Source organism: Domibacillus mangrovi, from assembly GCF_001906925.1.
GTDB lineage: Bacteria > Bacillota > Bacilli > Bacillales > Domibacillaceae > Domibacillus > Domibacillus mangrovi.
The window spans coordinates 242,514-267,169 of sequence record NZ_MRWQ01000005.1 but is presented as its reverse complement, the minus strand read 5'-3'; the positions used below and the strand labels follow the sequence as shown (position 1 = coordinate 267,169).

Annotated in this window: 23 protein-coding genes and 1 other annotated feature; all 23 genes read left to right on the top strand. The window is 41.7% G+C overall.

Annotated elements, in window-relative coordinates:
- Nucleotides 1–10 precede the first annotated feature (10 nt).
- The 23 genes from ftsL to lspA all read left to right on the top strand — a co-directional run bounded on the left by ftsL (nt 11) and on the right by lspA (nt 24,656).
- Nucleotides 11–361 (top strand): cell division protein FtsL, encoded by a 351-nt coding sequence (gene ftsL, locus BLL40_RS06455; protein WP_073711088.1) that lies wholly within the window; start codon nt 11–13, stop codon nt 359–361.
- Nucleotides 358–2,565 carry a penicillin-binding protein gene (locus BLL40_RS06450; protein WP_073711087.1) on the top strand — a complete coding sequence of 736 codons (2,208 nt, stop codon included), beginning with the start codon at nt 358–360 and terminating at the stop codon, nt 2,563–2,565. The genes ftsL and BLL40_RS06450 overlap by 4 nt, the downstream gene beginning before the upstream one ends.
- A gap of 111 nt (nt 2,566–2,676) precedes the next feature.
- Nucleotides 2,677–4,557, top strand: coding sequence for a stage V sporulation protein D (locus tag BLL40_RS06445; RefSeq protein WP_073711262.1), 1,881 nt, complete (start codon nt 2,677–2,679; stop codon nt 4,555–4,557).
- Nucleotides 4,558–4,682: 125 nt separating this feature from the next.
- Nucleotides 4,683–6,158, top strand: coding sequence for a UDP-N-acetylmuramoyl-L-alanyl-D-glutamate--2,6-diaminopimelate ligase (locus BLL40_RS06440; protein ID WP_073711086.1), 1,476 nt, complete (start codon nt 4,683–4,685; stop codon nt 6,156–6,158).
- Complete coding sequence (mraY, locus tag BLL40_RS06435) at nt 6,155–7,126, top strand: phospho-N-acetylmuramoyl-pentapeptide-transferase (RefSeq protein ID WP_073711085.1); 972 nt, start codon at nt 6,155–6,157, stop codon at nt 7,124–7,126. The genes BLL40_RS06440 and mraY overlap by 4 nt, the downstream gene beginning before the upstream one ends.
- Nucleotides 7,123–8,472: a UDP-N-acetylmuramoyl-L-alanine--D-glutamate ligase gene (gene murD, locus BLL40_RS06430; RefSeq protein ID WP_073711084.1), complete on the top strand. Its 1,350-nt coding sequence runs from the start codon at nt 7,123–7,125 to the stop codon at nt 8,470–8,472. Before mraY ends, murD begins: the two co-directional genes overlap by 4 nt.
- 95 nt (nt 8,473–8,567) lie before the next feature.
- Nucleotides 8,568–9,629: a putative lipid II flippase FtsW gene (ftsW, locus tag BLL40_RS06425; protein ID WP_095532831.1), complete on the top strand. Its 1,062-nt coding sequence runs from the start codon at nt 8,568–8,570 to the stop codon at nt 9,627–9,629.
- A 131-nt stretch (nt 9,630–9,760) separates the two neighbouring features.
- Nucleotides 9,761–10,858, top strand: coding sequence for an undecaprenyldiphospho-muramoylpentapeptide beta-N-acetylglucosaminyltransferase (gene murG / locus BLL40_RS06420; RefSeq protein WP_073711083.1), 1,098 nt, complete (start codon nt 9,761–9,763; stop codon nt 10,856–10,858).
- Between the two features lie 47 nt (nt 10,859–10,905).
- Nucleotides 10,906–11,697 (top strand): cell division protein FtsQ/DivIB, encoded by a 792-nt coding sequence (locus BLL40_RS06415; protein ID WP_073711082.1) that lies wholly within the window; start codon nt 10,906–10,908, stop codon nt 11,695–11,697.
- Between the two features lie 220 nt (nt 11,698–11,917).
- The gene (gene ftsA, locus BLL40_RS06410; protein ID WP_073711081.1) at nt 11,918–13,222 is read left to right on the top strand and encodes a cell division protein FtsA; all 1,305 of its coding nucleotides are present in this window, start codon (nt 11,918–11,920) and stop codon (nt 13,220–13,222) included.
- Between the two features lie 39 nt (nt 13,223–13,261).
- Nucleotides 13,262–14,440: a cell division protein FtsZ gene (ftsZ, locus tag BLL40_RS06405; protein WP_073711080.1), complete on the top strand. Its 1,179-nt coding sequence runs from the start codon at nt 13,262–13,264 to the stop codon at nt 14,438–14,440.
- Nucleotides 14,441–14,606: 166 nt separating this feature from the next.
- A complete protein-coding gene (locus BLL40_RS06400) occupies nt 14,607–15,455 on the top strand; it encodes a sigma-E processing peptidase SpoIIGA (RefSeq protein WP_073711079.1) in 849 nt (282 codons plus the stop codon).
- A 22-nt stretch (nt 15,456–15,477) separates the two neighbouring features.
- Nucleotides 15,478–16,197, top strand: coding sequence for an RNA polymerase sporulation sigma factor SigE (gene sigE / locus BLL40_RS06395; RefSeq protein WP_018392273.1), 720 nt, complete (start codon nt 15,478–15,480; stop codon nt 16,195–16,197).
- 61 nt (nt 16,198–16,258) lie between these two features.
- Nucleotides 16,259–17,038, top strand: a complete 780-nt coding sequence (sigG, locus tag BLL40_RS06390) for an RNA polymerase sporulation sigma factor SigG (protein ID WP_073711078.1) — start codon at nt 16,259–16,261, stop codon at nt 17,036–17,038.
- Between the two features lie 74 nt (nt 17,039–17,112).
- Nucleotides 17,113–17,373, top strand: a complete 261-nt coding sequence (locus tag BLL40_RS06385) for a YlmC/YmxH family sporulation protein (protein ID WP_245797912.1) — start codon at nt 17,113–17,115, stop codon at nt 17,371–17,373.
- A gap of 51 nt (nt 17,374–17,424) precedes the next feature.
- Complete coding sequence (pgeF, locus tag BLL40_RS06380) at nt 17,425–18,240, top strand: peptidoglycan editing factor PgeF (RefSeq protein WP_073711076.1); 816 nt, start codon at nt 17,425–17,427, stop codon at nt 18,238–18,240.
- Between the two features lie 4 nt (nt 18,241–18,244).
- A complete protein-coding gene (locus BLL40_RS06375) occupies nt 18,245–18,919 on the top strand; it encodes a YggS family pyridoxal phosphate-dependent enzyme (RefSeq protein WP_073711260.1) in 675 nt (224 codons plus the stop codon).
- A gap of 16 nt (nt 18,920–18,935) precedes the next feature.
- Nucleotides 18,936–19,361 (top strand): cell division protein SepF, encoded by a 426-nt coding sequence (locus BLL40_RS06370; protein WP_073711075.1) that lies wholly within the window; start codon nt 18,936–18,938, stop codon nt 19,359–19,361.
- A gap of 5 nt (nt 19,362–19,366) precedes the next feature.
- The gene (locus tag BLL40_RS06365; protein ID WP_073711074.1) at nt 19,367–19,627 is read left to right on the top strand and encodes a YggT family protein; all 261 of its coding nucleotides are present in this window, start codon (nt 19,367–19,369) and stop codon (nt 19,625–19,627) included.
- Nucleotides 19,628–19,639: 12 nt separating this feature from the next.
- Nucleotides 19,640–20,416: a YlmH family RNA-binding protein gene (locus BLL40_RS06360; RefSeq protein ID WP_073711073.1), complete on the top strand. Its 777-nt coding sequence runs from the start codon at nt 19,640–19,642 to the stop codon at nt 20,414–20,416.
- A gap of 92 nt (nt 20,417–20,508) precedes the next feature.
- Nucleotides 20,509–21,018, top strand: a complete 510-nt coding sequence (locus BLL40_RS06355) for a DivIVA domain-containing protein (RefSeq protein ID WP_073711072.1) — start codon at nt 20,509–20,511, stop codon at nt 21,016–21,018.
- Nucleotides 21,019–21,073: 55 nt separating this feature from the next.
- Nucleotides 21,074–21,295, top strand: a binding site (T-box leader).
- Between the two features lie 58 nt (nt 21,296–21,353).
- Nucleotides 21,354–24,125 (top strand): isoleucine--tRNA ligase, encoded by a 2,772-nt coding sequence (gene ileS, locus BLL40_RS06350; RefSeq protein WP_073711071.1) that lies wholly within the window; start codon nt 21,354–21,356, stop codon nt 24,123–24,125.
- Nucleotides 24,126–24,197: 72 nt separating this feature from the next.
- Entirely contained in the window at nt 24,198–24,656 is a 459-nt protein-coding gene (gene lspA, locus BLL40_RS06345; RefSeq protein WP_073711070.1) for a signal peptidase II, read from the top strand.

Genomic DNA, 24,656 nt, shown 5'->3' with positions numbered 1-24,656 from the left:
GGGGATCAAGATGAACAATACAGCGAAACAACCAATCATTGAACAACCGAAAACGTCGTCTGTCAAGCAGCGCAAAATGAATAAGCACTACTTTACTCCTGGTGAAAAAGTATTATTTCTTGTTTTTGTTCTGACGGTTTGTTTTATGTGTGCCAAACTCATTTCTACACAGGCTGCAATTTATGAAATGAATAAACAAATACAGGACACGAATGCAAAAATTCAAGAACAAGAAAAAGTGAATCGCGACCTCAATATGCAAATTAGTGAAGAAAGCACATATGAAAAGATATGGGAACGTGCAAAAGCAATGGGTCTTGATTTAAGTGATAAAAACATTAAGGTTGTTGAACCGAAATGATTGAAAATAGAAACAATCAAAAGATAGGAGCTGCGATCCTTTTTGTTGGATTCGCCCTCCTCTTTTTTATCTTATTTTCGCGAGTGTTATTCATTCAAGCAACTGGTAAAGCTGACGGACATGAGCTGAAAAATGAAGCTCTCGAAAAGTATAGACGAACGGATATATTAGAAGCTAAACGAGGCACAATATATGACGTGAATAGTGAAGTCATTGCAGAGGATACATCATCGTTTACCATTGCGGCAATATTAGATGATTCTGTGACAACGGACCAAAATAAACCTAATCATGTGACTGATCCGGAGAAAACAGCGAAAGTCCTTGCCAAATATCTAAACATGGAAGAAGTAGAAATACTAAAACGATTAAAAAAAGAGGGGGATCCGTTTCAAGTAGAGTTTGGCAGCGCCGGTCGTGGTTTGTCTAACAGCTTAAAACGCAAAATTGAAGATGAAAATTTGCCGGGTATCACGTTTATTCGCCAAGCAAAACGATTTTACCCAAATGGTAAATTTGCTTCTCACTTAATCGGCTTTACGCAGCAAGTAGAAGAAGCGGGGAAAGACGGTAAAATCACGTTTGAAACAGAGGGACAAATGGGCATTGAAAAGTCTTATGAGAAATATTTAAAAGGGAAAGATGGCAAAATTCGCTATACGAGCGATTTATGGGGATATTTATTGCCAGACCGTCATGAAATGGTCGCTGAACCAGAAGACGGCAATGATATTTACTTAACCATTGACTCTAAGATTCAAACATTTCTTGAAGATGCATTAAATGAAGTCGAGGCGCAATATGATCCATCAAAAGCATTTGCCATTGTAGCGGAAGCGAAAACAGGAAAGATTTTAGCGATGAGTCAGCGGCCCACATTTCATCCAGGTACACGTGAAGGGCTAGATATCAATTGGATGAATGATCCTGTTGAATATTCATTTGAACCGGGCTCAACGATGAAAATATTTACGCTTGCAGCAGCCATTGAAGAAGGTGTATTTGATGCAGACGAAACGTATCCATCAGGCACTTATCAAGTTGGTCCGAATCGTATACGAGACCATAATGGTGGCGCTGGATGGGGAGAAATCACTTATGCGGAAGGAATACAGCGGTCTTCTAATGTCGCAGTGGCCAAACTTCTAGAGAAAATGACACCGGGTGTTTTCCGTCAATACTTGGAAGACTTTCATTTTGGGCAAAAAACAGGTATTGAACTGCCGAATGAAGCGTCAGGAAGTATATTATATAATTTCCCGCTTGAGCAGGTGACAACCTCATTCGGTCAAGGAACAACGGTGACCGCTATGCAGATGATTCAAGGTGCAACGGCGATTGCAAATAATGGGAAAATGATGAAACCGTATGTCATTGATAAAATTGTTGATAATGAGACTGGCGACACGATTGTTAACGTAGAACCAGAAGTTGTTGGTGAACCAATATCTAAAGAAACGGCTGACGAAACACTGGATGTGCTTGAGACCGTTTTGACTGCTGAACAAGGAACCGGTAAAACATATCAAATTGAAGGCTATGATGTAGCAGGGAAAACAGGAACGGCACAGCTTGTTGGAAAAGATGGAAAATATTTAACGGGAGCAAACAACTATTTATTTTCATTCATAGGCGTAGCACCAAAAGATGACCCCGAGCTGATTGTCTATGTAGCAGTCGCACAGCCAAAGCTGGAAAATGAATCAGGTTCTGCCCCTGTTTCAAAGATATTCAATCCAGTCATGCGGAACAGCCTTCAATATTTGAATGTAAAACCAGCTGCAAACATTGTCTCCAAAACAGTGGAATTAAAAGATTTTACAGGTAAAAAAACATTTAAAGCGCGCGAAGCATATGAAAAATATGGAGTAGATCCTGTCATTATTGGAACAGGAAATGAAATTGTCAAACAGGTGCCAGCAGCCGGAGAGAAGATGTTACAAGGTGAAAAAGCGGTGCTTCTTACAGCGGATAACTGGACAATGCCTGACATGACAGGATGGGCGATTCGTGATGTTATGAAAATAACCGAAATCGCTGGACTGAAATTAAGCTATTCCGGTACAGGATACGTCATATCCCAAAACATTAAGACAGATAGTGCATTGAAAGAAGGACAAAAATTAATCGTGCAGCTTGAACAGCAAAGAAGTGTGAAAAAAGTGAATGAAAAGGCAAAACAAGATTCTGATCAATCCCGCTAATTGATAAAAACCGTTATGGATGACGGATCCCATAATGGTTTTTGTCAATTTTTCTTTTCTTCTGCATATAGTCTTGGAGGGAGAAAGGAGAGGGAATCTTTGCGCAATAGAATGTTTTGGCTTCTTGCTGTTTCACTCATAGCCTTCACAGTTCTCATTGTTCGGACGGCCTATATTCAGTTGTCGATCGGCAGTGAGTTAACCGAAAAAGCGGAAGAACTATGGGGAAGAAGCATTCCTGCCCAGCCGGAGCGTGGTTTTATTAAAGACCGAAATGGATCAGTTCTTGTTGGAAATAAACATACATCATCTGTTTACGTGATTCCAGCACAAATTGAAGATGCTCAAACAGCAGCGCGTAAGCTGGCCACTATTTTGAATGAAAAAGAATCCGTTTTATTGGAAAGAATGACGAAGCGCTCATCGATTGAACGTCTTCAGTCAAGAGGTCGGAATCTTTCAGTTGAAACAGCCAGGAAAGTAACGAAATTGCAGTTGAAAGGTGTATGGGTTGGGGAAGATTCGATCCGGGATTACGTGTTGAATGAACGCCTTGCTCACGTTATTGGTTTTACCGGTGTAGATAATCAGGGACTGGCAGGAATCGAAGCATACTACGATAAAAAGTTAGCAGGAACAGCGGGTTCCGTTCAAATGTACACCGACGCGAAAGGGGAAAAAATGCCAGGTATGGCTGATAGCTATATACCGCCTGAAGACGGAATGGATTTGCAACTAACGATTGATGCAAAAATTCAAGCCGTAGTTGAGCGAGAACTGGATAACGCAGAAAAAATGTACAAGCCGGAAGGGGCAATGGCGATTGCGATGGATCCGAACAGCGGTGAAATACTAGCCATGTCATCTCGGCCGTCGTACAATCCGTCATCATTTGGGGATTATGACCCGGATGTGTATAACCGAAATTTGCCAGTGTGGAGCACATTTGAACCGGGTTCAACATTTAAAATTATTACACTGGCGGCGGCGCTAGAGGAAAAGAAAGTTGATCTTGATCAAGAACATTTTCATGATCCGGGCTATGTAGTCGTCAATGGGACGAGACTGCGCTGTTGGAAACGAGAAGGGCATGGTCATCAAACGTTTCTTGAAGTCGTTGAAAATTCATGTAATCCGGGCTTCGTTGAAATGGGGAGCCGTCTCGGTGAAAAAACACTTTTCCAATATATTCGTAAATTTGGATTTGGACAAAAAACGGGTATTGATTTATATGGGGAAGGAACAGGTATATTATTTACGGAGCAGTCAGCGGGTCCTGTTGAAGATGCAACAACGGCCTTTGGACAGGGGGTAGCGGTCACACCTATCCAGCAGGTTACTGCGGTTTCAGCAGCTGTCAACGGTGGTATACTGTATCGTCCGTATGTAGCGATGAACTGGACGGATCCGAAAACGGGGAAAGTAATGATTGAAAACGAGCCGAAAAAAGTAAGACGTGTCGTTTCAGAGGAAACTTCGAGTGAAGTTCGTCGGGCACTTGAAAGTGTCGTCGCAAAAGGAACCGGTCGAAATGCCTTTGTAGAAGGCTACCGGATTGGCGGGAAAACAGGAACGGCGCAAAAAGCGAAAGACGGACGTTATTTAGAAAATAATCATATCGTTTCGTTTATCGCTGTGGCACCGTCTAACGATCCGAAAGTGGTCATTTATACAGCGATCGATAACCCGAAAGGAACAGTACAATTTGGTGGAACGGTAGCCGCACCGATTGTCGGGAAGATGATGGCGGATGTACTGCCACTGCTAGGCGTGGAACCGCAAAAAAATCAGATTGAAAAAGAAAAAACGTGGAGTGATCCCGATATGATTGAAGTACCTAATCTTGTTGGTTTGACGAAGCAAGAATTAAAAGAACAATTAATTAATGTTGATATTGAAATTGAAGGCAGTGGTGAAATAGCAGCATCGCAATCACCATCAGCAGGTGTTAAAGTAGAAAGAGGCAGTAAAGTGCGCGTTTTATTAAAATAGTTGAGCGAAGCCGCCGAAAATTACCGAAACAGGCTGAAAAGCATTCGCTTCGGTGGCTTTTTTTCGTTACAATAGAAATCTCAGGAATTGTACATATTGTTTTTTAATAGAAAGGATTGAAAAGTGTGGACTTATCAACTTTGCTCGCGGCCATTCCATTCTACAGTCAGGATAAAGTGGGGAATCCGGCAGTTACATCGATTGAAAACGACCACCGTCTTGTCTCTGACGGGTCGATTTTTATTTGTATAAAAGGGTATACATTTGATGGCCATAGTTTGGCAAAAGAAGCAGTATCAAAAGGAGCGGTAGCCATTATTGCCGAGCAGCCGGTAGATGTACCGGTACCTGTTATTTATGTGCGCAGTACGAAAAGAGTAATGGCACAGCTGGCTGCGCATTTTTATGAACATCCAACTGAATCATTTCATCTCATTGCCATTACCGGTACAAATGGAAAAACGACGACGAGTCATTTGATCGAAGAAATTCTTCGGGCCAACGGCGAGACAACTGGTTTAATAGGGACAATGTATATGAAAATTGGCGATGAAATGATTGAAACAAAAAACACAACACCGGAAAGCTTAACATTGCAAAAAACGTTTGCGAAGATGAAAAAGGCGGGTGTTTCATCTGCTGTGATGGAAGTGTCCTCTCATGCACTGCAGGAGGGCCGTACGAATGGTACACAGTTTAATGTAGCGGTCTTTACAAATTTAACACAGGACCATCTCGATTTTCACCGGACAATGGAAGAATATCGGACAGCAAAAGGCCTTCTGTTCGCACGTCTTGGCAATTCGTTTCATGCAGAGAATCAAGCCTACGCTGTGCTCAATGTAGACGACGAGGCATCATGTGTATATGAAGCGATGACAGCCGCGTCTGTCGTTACTTACGGTGTCAAATCCTCCGCGGATATTCAAGCGAAGGATATTCGTCTTACGTCAGAAGGAACGGCATTTACTATTCATTATCCAGGTGGAACGATTGATATTCAGTCGAAATTAGCGGGATTGTTCAATGTATATAATGTGCTTGCAGCGTTTGCAGCAGGTTTTGTTTCATCTGTTGCAGCAGAAACAATGAAAGTGGCACTTGAACGAGTAGATGGTGTAGCGGGCCGATTTGAAATGGTGCCAAACGAAAGTGGTACTTCCGTTATTGTCGATTATGCTCACACACCAGACAGTCTCGTTAACGTGCTTCAAACTGTTCGTCCACTGACGACCGGGCGGGTCATGGTCATCATTGGATGCGGAGGCGATCGAGATAGAATGAAGCGGCCGTTAATGGCACAGGCAGCTTGTCAGTATGCAGATGTAGCAATCTTTACATCGGACAACCCTCGAAGTGAAGATCCGGCGGCCATTTTAGCCGATATGGAAGCTGGTGTGATCGGAAAGCAGTATACGGTCATTGATGAAAGGAAAGAAGCAATTCACCAGGCTATCGCTATGGCAAAACCGGGTGACGCTGTTGTGATTGCCGGCAAAGGACATGAAACATATCAAATTATTGGTCAGGATGTGATTCATTTTGATGACCGTGAAGTCGCAAAAGAAGCACTTAGTGATAAGAAAGGAGGGTTCGCATGAGTGAATGGCAGATTGGATTCGTCATCGCTGTTTCCTTTTTTATAACAGTTCTCATTGCACCGTTATTTATTCCATTTTTACGCCGGCTAAAATTTGGACAGAGTATTCGAGAAGAAGGGCCAGAGTCGCATCAGCAAAAATCAGGGACACCGACGATGGGGGGGCTCGTTTTTTTACTCTCCATCGTAATCACAACATTGTTTTTCGTGCAGTTGTTTGGATCGGTAGGCCCAGAAACGATTTTATTGCTGCTTGTCACAATTGGTTTCGGGCTACTCGGCTTCCTTGATGATTTCATTAAAGTTGTCATGAAACGAAACCTTGGATTGACATCTATACAAAAATTAATCGGGCAAATTGTCATTTCCATTATATTTTATATTATTTATGTACAACATGGATTATCAACAGAGCTGTCATTTGGCTTCTTTTCGATTGATGTTGGGATTTTATATGCCTTATTTGTCTTGTTTTGGCTTGTCGGCTTTTCAAATGCTGTCAATTTAACGGATGGACTAGACGGCCTTGTATCGGGCACTGCATCCGTTGCATTTGGTGCATACGCGGTTATTGCATGGAGTCAGGGGCTTGAAGAAACAGCAATTTTTGCTTTTGCCGTTGTCGGCGCGGTTATCGGCTTTTTTGTATTCAATGCTTATCCAGCGCATGTTTTTATGGGTGACACAGGTTCACTGGCACTCGGTGGTGCGATTGCAGTATTATCTATTTTAACGAAATTTGAATTTTTATTATTGTTAATCGGTATCGTATTCGTTGCAGAAACGCTATCGGTTATTTTACAAGTATGGTCTTTTAAAACAAGAGGTAAAAGAATTTTTAGAATGAGCCCGCTGCACCATCATTTTGAACTGGGCGGCTGGTCAGAATGGCGTGTTGTCGTCACATTCTGGTTTGTCGGGGTTGTGGCCGCAGCGATAGGCGTCTGGATTGGAGTATGGAATTTATGAAGCAAATCAATCAGTTTAATGGAAAAAAGGTGCTCGTACTCGGTCTTGCAAAAAGCGGACTTGCGGCAGCGACCCTATTGAAAAAACTAGGAGCAGTTGTTACCGTTAACGACGGCAAGCCACTTGAAGAAAATGAGGCGGCACGGACCCTTCAGGCAGAAGGGATCAATGTCATTTGTGGAAGCCATCCACTTGAACTTCTCGATGAAGGATTTGAAGTCGTCGTTAAAAACCCGGGTATTCCGTATTCGAACCCCATTATTTCATCGGCAGTGATGCAAGGCATTCCGGTCATTACAGAAATAGAAATCGCAGGACTCATTTCAGAAGCGCCTTTCATTGGCATTACTGGAACGAACGGAAAGACGACGACGACGACATTAATTAATGAAATGATGAAACAAGATGGAAAAGGGACAGTACTAGCTGGAAATATTGGGGAAGTCGCATCGGAAGTTGTGCAAAGGGCAAAACAGGACGACTGTGTCGTGATCGAACTATCCTCATTTCAGTTGATGGGTATCCAAACGTTCCGTCCTCATATCGCGATTATTACAAATATTTATGATGCGCACTTGGATTATCATAGTTCAAAAGAAGAATACGCCGGTGCAAAAATGAATATTACGAAAAACCAAACAGAAGAAGATTATTTGATTATTAACGCCGACCAGGAAGCACTTCTGTCGATGGCAGACTCGAGTCAAGCGGCGGTTATTCCATTTTCAGTGAATCAAAAAGTGGAAAATGGAGCGTATATTGAAGAGGGAACTATTTTTTTTCAAGAGGAAGCAATTATGCATACAGCGGATATTGCATTGCCGGGTAATCATAATCTCGAAAATATTTTATCCGCGGTTGCAGCTGTAAAACTGTCCGGTGTTTCGACAGAAGCAATTTGCCATGTTCTAAAAACATTTGCCGGTGTTCGCCATCGGACGCAGTTTGTCCGTGAATGGAACGGTAGGAAGTTTTACAATGATTCAAAAGCGACAAATACGTTGGCGACGAAAAGTGCATTAACAGCTTTCAAGTCGCCCATCGTTCTCCTTGCAGGAGGGCTGGACCGCGGCAATGGATTTGATGATTTACTTCCATATTTAACATCAGTAAAAGCAATTATTGCATTTGGAGAGACTGCTGATAAATGGAAAAATACAGCTGCAAAAGCGGGAATTTCATTATTTGAAAATGCTGATTATATGAATGATGCAGTAGAAAAAGCTGTTTCATTGTCAGAAGAAGGCGACGTTGTTCTTTTGTCACCGTCATGTGCGAGCTGGGATCAGTACAAAACATTTGAAGAGCGCGGCGACATATTTATTAATTGTGTGAATAGACTATAAGGAAGAGCCGGAGCCGGATGAGGCTCCGGCTTTTATTCTTTGTACCTAGAAAGGAGTGCAGAATCGTTTTCAGACAAGCGCCGGATTATGTATTCTTGATGCTTGTATTGCTTTTGACCGGCTCAGGTTTATTTATGGTTGCAAGTGCGGGAGAAGTATGGGGGCAGTTCAACTATGAAAATCCTTTTTATTTTGTCCAGAGACAGGCATTCTTTGCTGCAATTGGCTTGATCATCATGGCTGGTATTTCAACTGTTGATTACCGAATCTGGAAAAAAATCGCCAAGCCATTGCTATTACTCGCTTTCTTCTTATTAATAGCCGTACTCATTCCAGGGATTGGCATGGTGAGAAATGGATCACAAAGCTGGATTGGGGTTGGATCACTTTCGTTTCAACCATCAGAATTAATGAAAATTGCGCTCATTTTTTATTTTTCGGTATTGCTTTCTGAACGAAAAAAAGTCATTCATTTATTCTGGAAAGGACTATTTACACCACTTTTCGTTCTTGTCATGGCATTTGGACTCATTATGCTGCAGCCTGATCTTGGGACGGCGGCAGTAATGGGAGGTACGGCCTTTCTTCTGTTGTTTATCGCGGGCGCCAGGATTCGATTTTTTGTTATGACTGGTTTATTTGCTTTAGGGGGACTTGTCATTTTAATTGCATCTGCGCCGTACCGGATGAAACGGATAACAGCGTATCTTGATCCATGGTCAGACCCTCTCGGAAGCGGCTTTCAAATCATTCAGTCGCTTTATGCAGTTGGACCGGGTGGATTATTTGGACACGGATATGGAGAAAGCAGGCAAAAATATTATTATTTGCCGGAACCACAGACAGATTTTATTTTTGCCATCTGGGCGGAGGAGACGGGCTTGATCGGAGCGGTCTTCATTATGACTCTCTTTTTTCTACTCATTTGGCGCGGCATTCATATTGGTATGCGCACCCAAGATCCATTTGCTGCGCTGCTTGTTTGTGGGATTACAGCGATGATTAGTCTGCAGTCATTTATTAATCTAGGCGTTGTAATCGGGCTGATGCCTGTGACAGGTGTAACACTGCCATTTTTAAGCTACGGCGGTTCTTCTTTAACGATGACACTGGCATCTGCCGGAATTGTGCTAGGCATTAGCCGCTTAAAGGGGTAAAAATGGAGGAATTTTTCTGCTTTTTCGAGATAATATTTGATTCTCGTGACGCATTGATTTAAGATGAGAATGCATTAGACAGCCCGTGTAAACAGCACGAGGCTGCTAGATGAATACTGAGGTGAACCTAATTGAAAATCGTAATCAGCGGCGGGGGAACTGGAGGGCACATTTATCCGGCACTCGCACTTATTAGAATGATTAAATTGAAACATCCGGAAACATCTTTTTTATATATCGGAACTGAAAAAGGACTAGAGTCTAAGCTCGTTACACGGGAAGGCATTCCTTTTCGGTCAATTGATATTACAGGCTTTCGCCGAGCCGTTTCCTTTGAAAATGTGAAAACAATTATGCGTTTTTTAAAAGGCGTAAATGAATGCAAAAAAATGCTAAAGGAATTTAAACCGGATGTTGTGATCGGTACGGGTGGTTACGTATGCGGACCGGTCGTTTATGCAGCAACAAAAATGGGTATTCCATCCATCATACATGAACAAAATAGCGTACCGGGTTTAACAAACAAGTTTTTAAGTAAGTATGTTGAAAAAATTGCGGTCTGTTTTGAAGAAGCGAAAGAATTTTTCCCAGCTGAGAAAACGATTTTAACGGGAAACCCACGTGCTTCTGAAGTGATAGAAGCAAGCAGCGCAGGTGTAATGGAAACATTCGATTTACAAGGCGAACAAAAAACAGTGCTTATTTTTGGTGGAAGCCGTGGTGCAAAACCGATTAATGATGCCGTAACTGGTGCCTTAATGAACTTGTCGAGCCGTGATTATCAAGTGTTGTACGTAACAGGTGACGTTCATTACGAAAAGGTTTTATCGATGCTTGAAATAGCCGGAAAACCGGCAAATGTATCCATTGTGCCATTTATTCATAATATGCCGGAAGTGCTTGCAGCTTCTGATCTTGTTGTCTCGCGAGCAGGTGCAACAACGCTTGCTGAACTGACAGCACTCGGTATTCCATCTATTCTTGTACCAAGTCCATATGTAACAAATAATCATCAAGAGAAAAATGCGCGCACTCTTACTGACCGTGGTGCAGCTATTCTTCTTTTGGAAAAAGATTTGAATGCCGACACTCTCGTTCGGGAGCTCGACTTGATTTTGATGAATGAATCATCATTAATCAAAATGAAAAATGAAGCAGAACGACTTGGTATTCGAGATGCTGCAGATCGTTTATACAATGTCATGAATGATCTTGCAGAAGGAAGATAATAGGGGTTGAACTGATTGTTGGTCCGTAAACGGACAGAGGTGTGTACATGAATAAACAAAAAATCATTTCAATAGAAGAGCGTATTCCAAAGCTGAAGCAAATACGTAAACGAAAAGCAAACCGCCGTCTTCTCATTCTCCTGTCTATGTTCTTCTTACTTGCTCTTTTTTTAATTTACTTGCAGTCCCCGCTCAGTAAAGTGGCGCAAATTCATGTAGAAGGCAATAAATTAATGATGGAGCGGGAAATTATTGAACAAAGTGGGCTTGAAGCTGGCCGAAGCATGTGGGCAGCAGGTAAAAATAAAGCGGAAGAGCGGCTCTTAAAAGATGATCGTATTAAAGAGGCATCAATATCCATAGGTTTTCCAAATGACTTAAAGATAAAGATCATTGAACAAAATGAAATTGCCTATGCAGCGCGCAAAGGTGGGATATACCCCATTTTACAAAATGGTAAAATTTTAAGTGACCCTATACAAGGGGCACCATCGCAGCTGCCTATTTTATATAATTTTAAAGAAGGCGAAGCGCTGAATCGCTTTGCAAAAGCCGTTGAAATGTTGCCGGATGAAGTTGTTAACATCATTTCAGAAGTTTACTATGATCCGAAAAAAAATGATTCGCTTCATATAAAAGCATTTATGACAGATGGATTTGAAGTGTCTGCGACGCTTTCAACATTTGCAGATAAGATGGTCTATTACCCGTCCATTTCCAACCAGTTGGACCCGAATGTAAAGGGGATCATTAATCTTGAAGTCGGTTCTTATTTTGAACCATATGATCCTTCGCAACAGCAAGGAGGAGATGGCATGGAAGAGGCGGAAAGCCCATAAACTTTTTGAAAACGGGACAACTTAGCCTTTTCCAGCATCTTATCTTAGTGTAGACTTGTATGAGAGAGTTTCAAAGACATTACATTAGAAAAATATTAAACTAAAAAAAGGAAAATATATTGAATATGACGAATAACGTTCTTTATACATGTTTTAACGAACATAGGTGCGAATTGTTGTTCGATTATTCAGGTTTTTATGGTAAAGGAGGTGCCTCAGCATGAACAGTAATGAAATACTAGTCAGTCTTGACATTGGTACATCCGCTATTAAGGTGATCATTGGGGAAATGGTTAATGATTCTTTAAATATTATCGGTGTCGGCAGTGTAAAGTCAAAAGGGATTCGCAAAGGTGCGGTCGTCGATATTGACGAGACGGTCCATTCTATTAAAAAAGCAATTGAGCAGGCGGAGCGTATGGTAGGTGTTCAAATTAGCTCTGTCATTGTCGGCATTGCAGCCAATCATGCCGTTCTTCATTCTTGCAACGGTGTTGTGGCCGTTTCAAGTGAAAATCGTGAAATTACGAGCGAAGATGTCATTCGTGTAAAAGATGCGGCACAGGTTATGTCTATCCCACCTGATCGGGAAATTGTAAACGTTATTGCGAAACAATTTATTGTGGACGGGTTTGATGAGATTAATGATCCGCGTGGTATGATAGGTGTCCGTTTAGAAATGGAAGGAATTATCGTTACCGGTTCAAGAACTTTTTTACATAACACATTGCGCTGTGTAGAACGTGCCGGCTTGGAAATTAATGAGATTGTTCTTCAGCCGCTTGCAAGCGGTGAAATTGCTCTTTCAACCGATGAAAAAAACCTTGGCACAGTGTTAGTGGATATTGGCGGTGGTTCGACGACCGTATCATTTTTCAAAGATGGTTATATTCAGCAAACAACAGTATTACCTGTTGGGGGCGAACATATTACGAAAGATTTGTCGATCGGTCTTCGTACATCGACAGAAGAAGCGGAACAAATTAAAATAAAGCATGGTCATGCATTTTATGATCTTGCATCTGAAGAGGAAGTTTTTAGTGTTCCGGTTATTGGAAGTGATCAGCATGACCAGTTCAATCAGCTCGAAATTTCAGAAATTATTGAAGCTAGAATGGAAGAATTGTTTATGATGATTGTAGAAGATCTGCGCCAAACAGGTATCCATGATGTACCAGGCGGTTTTGTATTAACTGGAGGCACATCAGCCATGAATGGCATTCTGGACCTCGCGCAGGATGTTTTTCAAAATCGTGTTCGTGTAGCGATCCCGGATTATATTGGCGTTCGTGAGCCACAATATACGACAGCCGTCGGTTTGATTAAATATGCGTATAAAACCGCCCGTCTTACCGGTCGAAAAATAAGCGAGCCGAATGATGTTCAGCCTAAGGAAAAAGAAGAAAGAAAAGAACGACAGGATGCGCAAAAGGAAGCTAAACCGTCCAAAAAAGAAAATGACAAACAAAAAGATGGTGTCGGATCGAAAATGAAACGGCTTTTCGGCTATTTTTTTGAAGAATAAATAAGCTGAATAGATTATGACGAATTAGGAGGATTTTCCATGTTGGAATTTGATACGAGTTTAGATTCGTTAGCAACAATTAAAGTAATCGGCGTAGGCGGCGGCGGAAATAATGCCGTAAACCGAATGATAGAGCACGGTGTACAAGGTGTTGACTTTATTGCGGTTAACACGGATGCACAGGCGCTAAATTTATCAAAAGCAGAAGTAAAGATGCAAATTGGTTCAAAATTGACACGCGGTTTAGGCGCGGGTGCGAACCCGGAAGTCGGCAAAAAAGCTGCAGAAGAAAGTAAGGAGCAAATTGAAGAAGTGTTAAAAGGTGCCGATATGGTGTTTGTTACAGCCGGCATGGGCGGTGGAACAGGTACAGGAGCAGCGCCAGTTATTGCGCAAATCGCAAAAGATCTTGGAGCCCTGACAGTCGGTGTCGTCACACGTCCATTTACGTTTGAAGGGCGAAAACGTGCAACACAGGCAGCTGGCGGAATTGAATCAATGAAGGCTTCCGTAGACACATTGATAGTCATTCCAAATGACCGTTTGCTTGAAATTGTTGATAAAAGCACACCAATGCTTGAAGCGTTCCGTGAAGCAGATAACGTTCTGAGACAAGGTGTTCAGGGTATTTCGGATTTAATTGCTGTCCCTGGCTTGATTAACCTTGACTTTGCTGACGTGAAAACAATCATGTCTAATAAAGGTTCTGCTTTGATGGGAATAGGTGTCGCATCCGGTGAAAATCGCGCTGTTGAAGCTGCGAAAAAAGCCATTTCCAGCCCGCTTCTTGAAACAGCTATTGATGGCGCACAAGGTGTGTTAATGAATATTACTGGCGGGAGTAACTTGAGTCTTTATGAAGTACAGGAAGCGGCGGATATCGTATCCTCTGCATCAGATCAAGAAGTAAATATGATTTTCGGTTCTGTTATTAATGAGAACTTAAAAGATGAAATAATTGTCACGGTCATTGCGACTGGATTTAAAGAACTCCCGTCTCAGCCCGGTGGACCAAGTGGACAATCTCGTCCTGGTCTTGGCCAGGTGAAGCCTCAGCAGCAGGCAGCGCCGCAGCCGTCAAAACAACCACGTGATGTGAAACGTGAAGATGCTGTGCAGCCAGCTGAACAACCAATTCGTCAGCAACAGCAACAACCAAGTAACGAAGATACACTTGATATTCCAACATTTTTGCGTAACCGAAATAGAAGAAGATAAATAGTATAGAATGGATCCTGCCACATATGTGGCAGGATTTTTTGTGTTAATGACATAATTCGAAAAAATCGCTGTAAAAATTCACCCACATTGCGACACAAATTGAAATCTAAATCCGCTACACTAATAATCATGGGACAGGCAGCCGGAAAGAGGGAGGGGTGAATTGACCGGTTACGCAGAAGTCATTGTCCTTTTTAATTTTGCGGCGGATGGGTTGCTGCTGCTTGTGACAGGTATTTTGTTGGGAAAACGGTTACAGGCACGAAGGCTTTTACTTGCTTCGATGATCGGGACGATCCCGCTGTTCATGCATTTAATTACAGGATGGGACTGGCTTAATCATTTTGCTGTTAAAATGTTGTCACCTGTTTTTATGCTTATTATTGCCTTTAAAATCACCGGCATTGCTGTCCTTTTATCTGCTGCTATCACCTTTTATTTTGTTACTTTCTTAACAGGCGGTGTGTTATACGGGTTCCAGTCTGTTATTTTTAATGGAAATTCTTCTGGCCAGTTTTCAATTGTCTTGCTATTCATTGTATCTATCTCAGCTGCTTTTTATTTTATTCAGCGCCGTCTATTTAACTTGAGTACGAAACGGAATATAAAAAAACAAACAGTACCAGTCACATTTTCCATTTGTGGAATGGAATGGTCTGGTATAGCACTGATTGATACGGGAAATTCATTATGTGATCCGATTACGAAAAAAGGAGTGGCTGTCTGTCAAATTAGAGCAGGTGAAAGCTGGCCAATTGCAGTTCATAGCGGGGAACAGGAGATGTTATCAGGGTTGCCGGACCGATGGGCGGAAAAGATGATTTGGGTACCAGCTCGCTCCTTAGGTGCTGAAAAACAACTGCTCCCTGCTTTTCGAACAGATGAATTAACAGTTTTTATGGACGGAAAAGCTATACAAACGCCGAAAGCGCTTGTGACATTTACGACAGCAATACTCTCGGATGATCAATCATTTGATTTTATTTTGCATCCGAATATGGTTCGACAATGAATGGAAAGGTGAGTGATTTTATATGCGGCCTGTCAAAACAAAATGGATGTATGTGATGTATAATGTGCTTCAAAAAGCAGGAATGAAGTCGAAAGCGATTTACTATATTGGTGGAAGTGAAGCACTGCCGCCGCCGCTGTCTCGTGATGAAGAAGCACACTTGCTTACAAAGCTTCCATCCGGTGATAAAGCGGTTAGGGCGATGCTGATTGAACGTAATTTACGTCTTGTTGTCTACATTGCTCGTAAATTTGAAAACACCGGTATCCATATTGAAGACTTAATTAGCATCGGGGCAATTGGGTTAATTAAAGCGGTGAACACATTTAATCCTGAAAAGAAAATTAAACTCGCAACATATGCATCACGCTGCATTGAAAACGAAATTTTAATGTATTTACGCCGCAACAATAAAATACGCTCAGAAATTTCATTTGACGAGCCATTAAACGTCGACTGGGATGGAAATGAGTTGCTTTTATCAGATGTGCTTGGCACAGAGAATGACATTATTACGAAAGGGATTGAAGAAGATGTTGACAAACATTTAGTGGCGGAAGCACTTGAAGATCTAGAAGGCCGTGAAAAGCAGATTATTGAAATGCGTTTTGGGATAAATGGGCAAGAAGAAAAAACGCAAAAAGAAGTGGCTGATCTACTTGGCATTTCACAGTCATACATTTCACGTCTAGAAAAGAAAATCATTGGACGACTGAAGAAAGAATTGAATAAATTGCGCTGAATAAAATTTTTCGGGCCGGAAATACTGTTCTAAGAAACAGACATCATGAGGAGGAACAGTGATGGCCCGGAATAAAGTTGTACTGTGCGGCGTCGATACATCAAAGCTTCCTGTTTTAACAAACCCTGAAATGAAAGTTCTATTTATAAAATATCAAAGCGGTGACAAAAGTGCGCGAGAAGAACTTGTTACAGGGAATTTGCGTCTTGTTTTAAGTGTTATTCAACGGTTCAATCATCGCAATGAACAGGCGGATGATTTATTTCAGGTTGGATGTATTGGTTTAATGAAATCGATTGATAACTTTGATTTAGGTCATAATGTCCGCTTTTCGACGTATGCGGTGCCGATGATTATTGGTGAAATACGACGCTATTTGCGAGATAATAATCCGATCCGTGTCTCGCGGTCGCTTCGCGATATTGCGTATAAAGCATTACAGGCAAGAGAGAGATTGACAGCAGAACGATCTGTAGAGCCGGCTGCTGAGGATATTGCCCGGGCGATTGATGTGCCAAAAGAAGAGATGGTCTTTGCACTTGATGCTATTCAAGATCCTGTATCGCTGTTTGAACCTGTATTTCAAGATGGCGGCGATCCAATTTATATGATGGATCAAATAAGTGATGGAAAAGATCGTGAAAAAGAATGGGTCGATTCCATGACGGTCACCGATGAATTGGACAGATTGTCAGAGAGAGAAAAAATGATTGTGGAAAGACGATTTTTCAGTGGGAGAACCCAAATGGAAGTTGCGGATGAAATTGGTATTTCCCAGGCACAGGTGTCCCGTCTTGAAAAAGGGGCCATTAAACAAATGAAAAAGAGAATAAACGACTAATTGAAAACAGGAGATTTTCACTTCCTGTTTTTTTTCTTTGTCTTGATACATACATATGAAAGAAAGGAGGCATGATCATGCGCATCTCTGATTTTCAATTAAAAGATATTGTCAATGTGACAGATGGAAAAAAACTCGGCAGGCTCTCAGACATTGAATTAAACAGTGCCACGGGAGCCATTTCTGCCTTGATTATTGAACAAGGTGGGAAAAAATTCGGTTTATTCGGTAAAGAAGAAGAAATCACTATTTTTTGGATGAATATTGTGAAAATTGGTGGAGATGTTATTTTAGTTCGTCATGGTGAAAAACCAACAGGAGAAGATGAACAATGACGAAAAATGGTCCGATGTGGTACACTAGAGGAAAATGTGCAGGAGAAGATAATGGTAGAACCTTTTAAAAAATCAGTAGATGGCCTGTATCGTATTGAACGTTGGGAGAAAAAGTCCCCAGGATTAACAGCCGGATTCACATCAAAGCATGGGGGCTCAGGTTCTTTTAACGGATTAAACATGGCATTTCACGTGAATGATGACCCATTAGCTGTTCAACAGAATAGAATGCGTATGGGAGATAAAATGGGTATCCAGGTAAGACAGTGGGTCGGATGTGATCAGACACATGGCACGCATATTGAACAAGTATCAAAAGAAGACGGTGGACGAGGCGCACTTGATTATGATAGTGCGCTTACGTCTACAGATGGTCTATATACAAATGACCAAGGCATTTTATTGACGCTTTGCTATGCAGACTGTGTGCCCCTTTATTTTTATGACCAATCGTCAAAACGGATTGGTTCAGCACATGCTGGCTGGAAAGGATCAGTTGGAGGCATTGGCTCTGCAATGATTGAAAAGTGGGAAAAACAAGGGAGTAGACTTGAAGATATCGAGGTCGTCATTGGGCCGTCCATTTGTGGAGATTGCTATAAAGTGGGGAAGATGGTCGTAGATAAAGCGGAAAAATGGTATAGCGATTATGAGATAAAGTCATTTTTGCCCGATTCAGATGAACCGGATACATTTTATTTTTCATTGCAGAACTTTAATAAGGACATTTTTTTAAAAGCTGGTGTGTTGGAAGAAAATATTTATATAACACGCCTTTGTACAAGCTGTTCACCCGATTTTTTTTCTTATCGGCGTGACGGAGGTCATACAGGCAGAATGATGAGTTATATTGGCTGGAAGGAATGAAATGATGAGAGTCAGTGCAAATTTAGCAACCATTACAAATTGTATTGAGAAGGCCGCAAACCGTGCGGGACGGAACCCTAATGAAATAAAAATCATTGCGGTGACGAAATACGTGTCTGTGAAACGAGCAGAAGAAGCTGTTGAAGCAGGTATCATCGATCTTGGTGAGAACCGGGATGAAGGATTGAATGCGAAATATAAAGCGATCGGTGACCGAGCAAAGTGGCATTTTATCGGTTCTTTGCAAACGAGAAAAGTGAAATTAGTCATTGATAAAGTCGACTATATTCACTCGCTTGACCGTGAATCGCTCGCTAAAGAAATTGACCGCCGTACGAATAAAACGGTAAACTGTTTTGTACAGGTCAATGTGTCGGGTGAAGAATCAAAACATGGCTTAGAGCCGGAAGCGGTTATTCCATTTATTGAAGCATTGGCTGTATATAAAAATGTGCGTGTGTGTGGATTGATGACGATGGCACCGCTTACAGAAGATCGAGAAGTACTTCGTGCCTGTTTTCGCCGGTTAGCGGAATGCAAACGCCATGTGCAGGCATTACAACTTGAATATGCACCATGCAATGAGCTCTCAATGGGTATGAGCAACGACTTTGAAATTGCAATTGAAGAAGGAGCAACGATGGTTCGGATTGGCACAGCGCTTGTTGGTGAAGAATGAGAGCGGAGGTGGAACCGTGGGAGTGAAATCGAAATTTAAATCATTTTTTCTTTTAGACGAAGAAGATTATGACATGGTGGAAGAAGATGTATACGAAGAAGAACGTGAGCATTCTACAACGGGGAAAAAGAATGTTGTCAGCTTGAAAAGTGCGCAAAAGCCAGCAAAAGTCATTATGGCTGAACCGCGCATTTTCGCGGAAGCACAGGAAATTGCTGATCATTTAAAAATGAAAAAAGCGGTCATCGTCAATTTGCAACGTATTCAAACTGATCAGGCACGCCGTATTGTTGACTTTCTAGGCGGTACAGTGTATGCCATTGGTGGAGAAATACAGCAAATCGGTGAAAAAATCTTTTTCTGCGCACCTGAAAACATTGAAATTAGTGGAAGTATTGCGCAATTTAACAATAACGATCATGATAAAACGAGGTGGCAATAAGTCGAATGGATACAATTATTTTTATTATTTACAGAGCGCTAGAATTATACTCATGGGTGTTGATCGCCTATATTTTGATGTCGTGGTTTCCGAATGCACGTGATACAGCTATCGGACGCTTTTTAACAAAGGTCAGTGAACCTTATCTTGAACCGTTTCGCCGCTTTGTCCCAGCTATTGGCATGTTCGACATTTCGCCTATCGTTGCGTTAATCGTGCTGCGTTTAGCGGAAAGTGGTCTGTTGCAGCTGTTACAGTGGGTATAAGGAGAGAATAGATTGAGCGGAATTTATCAGCATTTCAGACCGGAAGAAAAAGAGTTTATTGATAAAGCGATAGAATGGAAACAGCAAGTGACGGAAATGTATGCACCAAAGTTGACCGGATTTCTTGATCCGCGTGAAAGGCAGATGATCCGGTCTGTAGTCGGTTCGGATGAAGAGGTGCGAGTATCTTTCTTTGGTGGTATGGAATCGTCAGAACGGAAGCGAGCTCTTATTCATCCGGATTACTATGAGCCGGATGTAACGGATTACGATGTCGTATTATACGAAATTGATTATCCGGAAAAGTTTTCAACCATCAGCCATCCTCAGATTCTCGGCAGTTTAATGGGGCTCGGATTGAAACGGGAAAAGTTTGGCGACATTATGACAGATGGCAGCCGTTTTCAGCTTTTTGTCGTAAAAGAAACAGCTAGTTATATGGATACGCATTTTGAACATGTTGGCAAAGTACCAGTCAAGTTGAAAGAAAAATTGTTTCAGGAAGCCATTCAATCGATAGAAAGATGGTACGAACAGTCTGTTACGGTCACATCGATCCGTTTAGATACTGTCATCGCTTCATTACCTGCGATGTCTAGGCAAAAAGCACAGCAGCTAATTAAAAGCGGTGCTGTGAAGGTAAATTGGAAAGCAGTCGACAATCCATCGTTTGAATGTGCAGAACAAGATGTATTGTCTGTGCGTGGTAGCGGACGAATGAAAATATTATCGATTGATGGACAAACGAAAAAAGAAAAATGGCGCCTGACACTGGGCATTTTGAAATAAAATTAAGAAAATAAAGAAATTTCCATACAAAAGAGTGGAAAAACCTTTATAATAAAACACAGTTGTTAATGTAACGCTTTGGAGGTGACTGTATGCCCTTAACGCCGTTGGACATACATAAAAAAGAATTCGGACGTTCATTTCGTGGATATGATGAGGACGAAGTGAATGATTATTTAAACCAAATCATAAAAGATTATGAACTCATTATTCGTGAAAAAAAAGAATTGGAAACAAAGCTTGCTTCACAAACGGAACGGCTCAGTTATTTTTCCAATATTGAAGAAACATTAAACAAATCGATTGTCATTGCGCAGGAAACAGCGGAAGATGTGAAACGCAATGCCCAAAAAGAAGCGAAACTGCTCGTGCGGGAAGCTGAAAAAAATGCGGATCGTATTGTTGAAGAGTCTCTGTCAAAGGCGCGTCGTATTGCAGTTGAAATTGAAGAATTGAAAAAACAGTCAAAAGTATTCCGGACACGATTTAAAATGTTGATGGAAGCGCAGCTAGATTTATTGAGCAACGACGATTGGGATGCATTAATGGGTTTTGAAGTGGATACGGATGAAATTGAGCAATTAAGCGAAGACGACATGTAAACTTGACGGATGACCGCTTCATTTCTATAATGGATTTATTCAAATAACTATATAAGCAAAAACGATGATGGGGACAGTACGTTTACATAAATCAGTGTTGAAGCGAACCGGGGAGGGTGAAAGCCCGGCTGCTGATTGTTGACGGAAGATCACCCTTGAGTGCTTTTCGTGAACGAATAGTAGCGGACAAGCGGCTCATCCACGTTACGGATGGTGAGCGGACAGTGTAGTTGCTGTCAATCAGGGTGGTACCGCGGAAACCTTTTTCGTCCCTTATTTAGGGGATGTAAAAGGTTTTTTGTATTTATTACATTTAGTTTAAAGGAGAATGGGATATGAATTATAAAGAGACATTACTAATGCCGAAAACAGAATTCCCGATGCGAGGCAATTTGCCAAAACGTGAACCAGATATGCAAAAAGCATGGAATGAAACAGATATTTACAAGCAAGTGCTTGATCGTACGAAAGACCGTCCGATGTTTGTTTTACATGATGGCCCTCCTTATGCAAACGGCGACATTCATATCGGACATGCGCTGAATAAAATATTGAAAGACTTTATTGTCCGCTTTAAATCAATGAGCGGTTATTATGCACCTTATATTCCAGGCTGGGATACACATGGTTTGCCAATTGAACAGGCATTGACAAACTCGGGTGTGAATCGAAAAGAAATGACAGTGGCCCAGTTCCGCCAACTTTGTGAAGACTATGCTTATAAACAAATTGACAGTCAACGTATACAGTTTAAACGTCTTGGCGTTCGCGGTGATTGGGAAAATCCATACATTACGTTGAAGCCAGAATATGAAGCTCAGCAAATTAAAGTATTCGGTGAAATGGCGAAGAAAGGCTATATTTATAAAGGGCTGAAACCTGTTTACTGGTCACCTTCATCTGAATCAGCACTTGCTGAAGCTGAAATTGAATACCAAGATAAAAAATCCGCATCCATTTATGTGGCGTTTAACGTAAAACAAGGCAATGGTGTACTTGAAGAAGGCACGAAAATAATTATTTGGACGACAACACCGTGGACGATTCCAGCAAACCTTGGAATCGCAGTTCATCCGGACTTGTCTTATGCTGTTGTAAACACAGGCGGCGATCGTTTTGTCGTGGTGGAAGCTCTTCTTGAAGAAGTAGCCGAGAAAATTGGCTGGAGCTCCTACACGAAGGAAAAAATGATCAAAGGGGAAGAGTTGGAGAACATTGTGGCTGCTCACCCGATTTACGATCGTGATTCACTCGTTATGCTCGGCGAACACGTGACAACCGATTCCGGTACAGGATGCGTTCATACAGCACCTGGACATGGAGAAGATGACTTTATCATTGGTAAAAAATACGGTCTTGATGTTCTTTGCCCAGTGAATGACCGCGGTGTGATGACAGAAGAAGCACCGGGTTTTGAAGGTCTTTTCTATGACAAAGCAAACAAAGTGATCACTGAAAAGCTTACAGAAGTTGGTGCGCTTTTGAGCATGGAATTTATTACACATTCATACCCACATGACTGGCGGACGAAAAAACCGGTTATTTACCGTGCGACAGCCCAATGGTTTGCGTCAATTGATGCATTCCGTCCAGAATTATTAGAAGCTGTTAAAGAAACGAAATGGGTACCATCATGGGGTGAAACGCGTCTATTTAATATGATCCGTGACCGAGGCGACTGGTGTATTTCCCGCCAACGCGCGTGGGGTGTGCCAATACCTGTGTTCTATGCAGAAAACGGTGATCCTATCATTACAGATGAAACAATCGCTCATGTATCCGATCTGTTCCGTAAACATGGCTCTAACATCTGGTTTAAGCGTGAAACAAAAGATTTATTGCCAGAAGGTTTTACACATCCAGGCAGCCCGAATGGTGAGTTTACGAAGGAAAATGATATTATGGATGTTTGGTTTGACTCAGGTTCATCTCATCAAGCTGTTCTTGAACTTCGCGATGATGCACAGCGTCCAGCCGATCTTTATTTGGAAGGATCAGATCAATATCGGGGATGGTTTAATTCATCTCTCATTACGGGTGTGGCTGTAACAGGAAAAGCGCCATATAAAGGTGTTCTTAGCCACGGATTTGCGCTTGATGGCGAAGGCCGTAAAATGAGCAAATCACTAGGAAATACGGTGATCCCATCAAAAGTGATGGACCAGCTGGGGGCGGATATTTTACGTTTATGGGTAGCTTCTGTTGACTTTCAGGCGGATGTGCGTGTATCTGATGCCATTTTGAAACAGGTTACAGAAGTATATCGGAAGATCCGCAATACATTCCGTTTCCTGCTTGGAAACCTTGATGGATTTGATCCCACACAGCATGCTGTTTCGTATGAAAACTTGCGTGAAGTTGATCAATTTATGCTTGTGAAATTAAATGAATTAATTAAAAATGTCCGCAGCTATTATGAAAACTATGAATTCGCAGCTATTTATCATGCAATTAATAATTTCTTTACGGTAGATATGAGTTCGTTCTATCTAGATTTTGCTAAAGACGTTCTTTATATCGAAGCGGAAAATCAATCGGAGCGCCGAGCAATTCAAACGGTTCTTTATGAAACGTTAACAGCTCTTGCAAAACTTCTTTCACCAATTTTGCCGCATACAGCAGATGAAGTATGGGCAGAAGTACCGGGCGCAACAGAACAATATGTTCAATTGACAGATATGCCGGAGTATCAAGAGATTGCGGATGCAGCAAGCTTAACAGTGAAATGGACAGCATTTATGAATGTACGTGACGATGTGTTAAAAGCGCTGGAAAAAGCGCGTAATGAGAAAGTGATTGGTAAATCACTTACAGCACACGTACGTTTATACGCTGACAGTGATGTAACGGACCTTCTTGCATCTATTCAGGAAGATTTGAAACAATTGTTTATCGTATCTGGATTTGAAGTAGCCGGTTCTAAAGCAGAGGCACCAGACGATGCAGTGAAGCTTGATACAGCATCTGTTGTCATTGAGAAAGCGTCCGGTGAAACGTGTGAACGCTGTTGGACGGTGACGGAAGAAGTTGGACAGGATTCAGCATATTCAACACTTTGCCTGCGCTGTGCTAAGGTTGTAGATGAGCATTATCCAGAATTAAATTAAAGGATAAGAAAAAGAGGTTAGCAACCGCTAGCCTCTTTTCACCGTTATCCAGGCAGATGGAGGAACGTATAGATGTATTACGTATTGACACTGTTAGTAATCTTATTAGATCAATGGACGAAGTGGCTTATTGTTGCATCAATGGAAATGGGCGAAAGTGTAAAAGTGATGAACGATATCTTTCATATAACATCTCATCGAAATCGAGGTGCGGCATGGGGGATGCTTGAAGGCCAATTCTGGCTATTCTATATCATTACCGCAGTGGTCGTCGTGGCACTTGTGTATTTTATGCAGACAGAGGCAAAAGGAAAACCATTAATGAAAACATCGCTCGCAATTTTGCTTGGTGGTGCGATTGGTAATTTTATTGACCGGTTGTTTCGCGGTGAAGTCGTTGATTTCATACAGACGTTTATTTTTGGCTACCATTTTCCGATTTTTAACATCGCGGATGCAGCACTAACGATAGGTGTCCTTTTATTATTTGGCGCTATGTTTATTGAAGATCAAAAAAGGAAGAGGGAATAA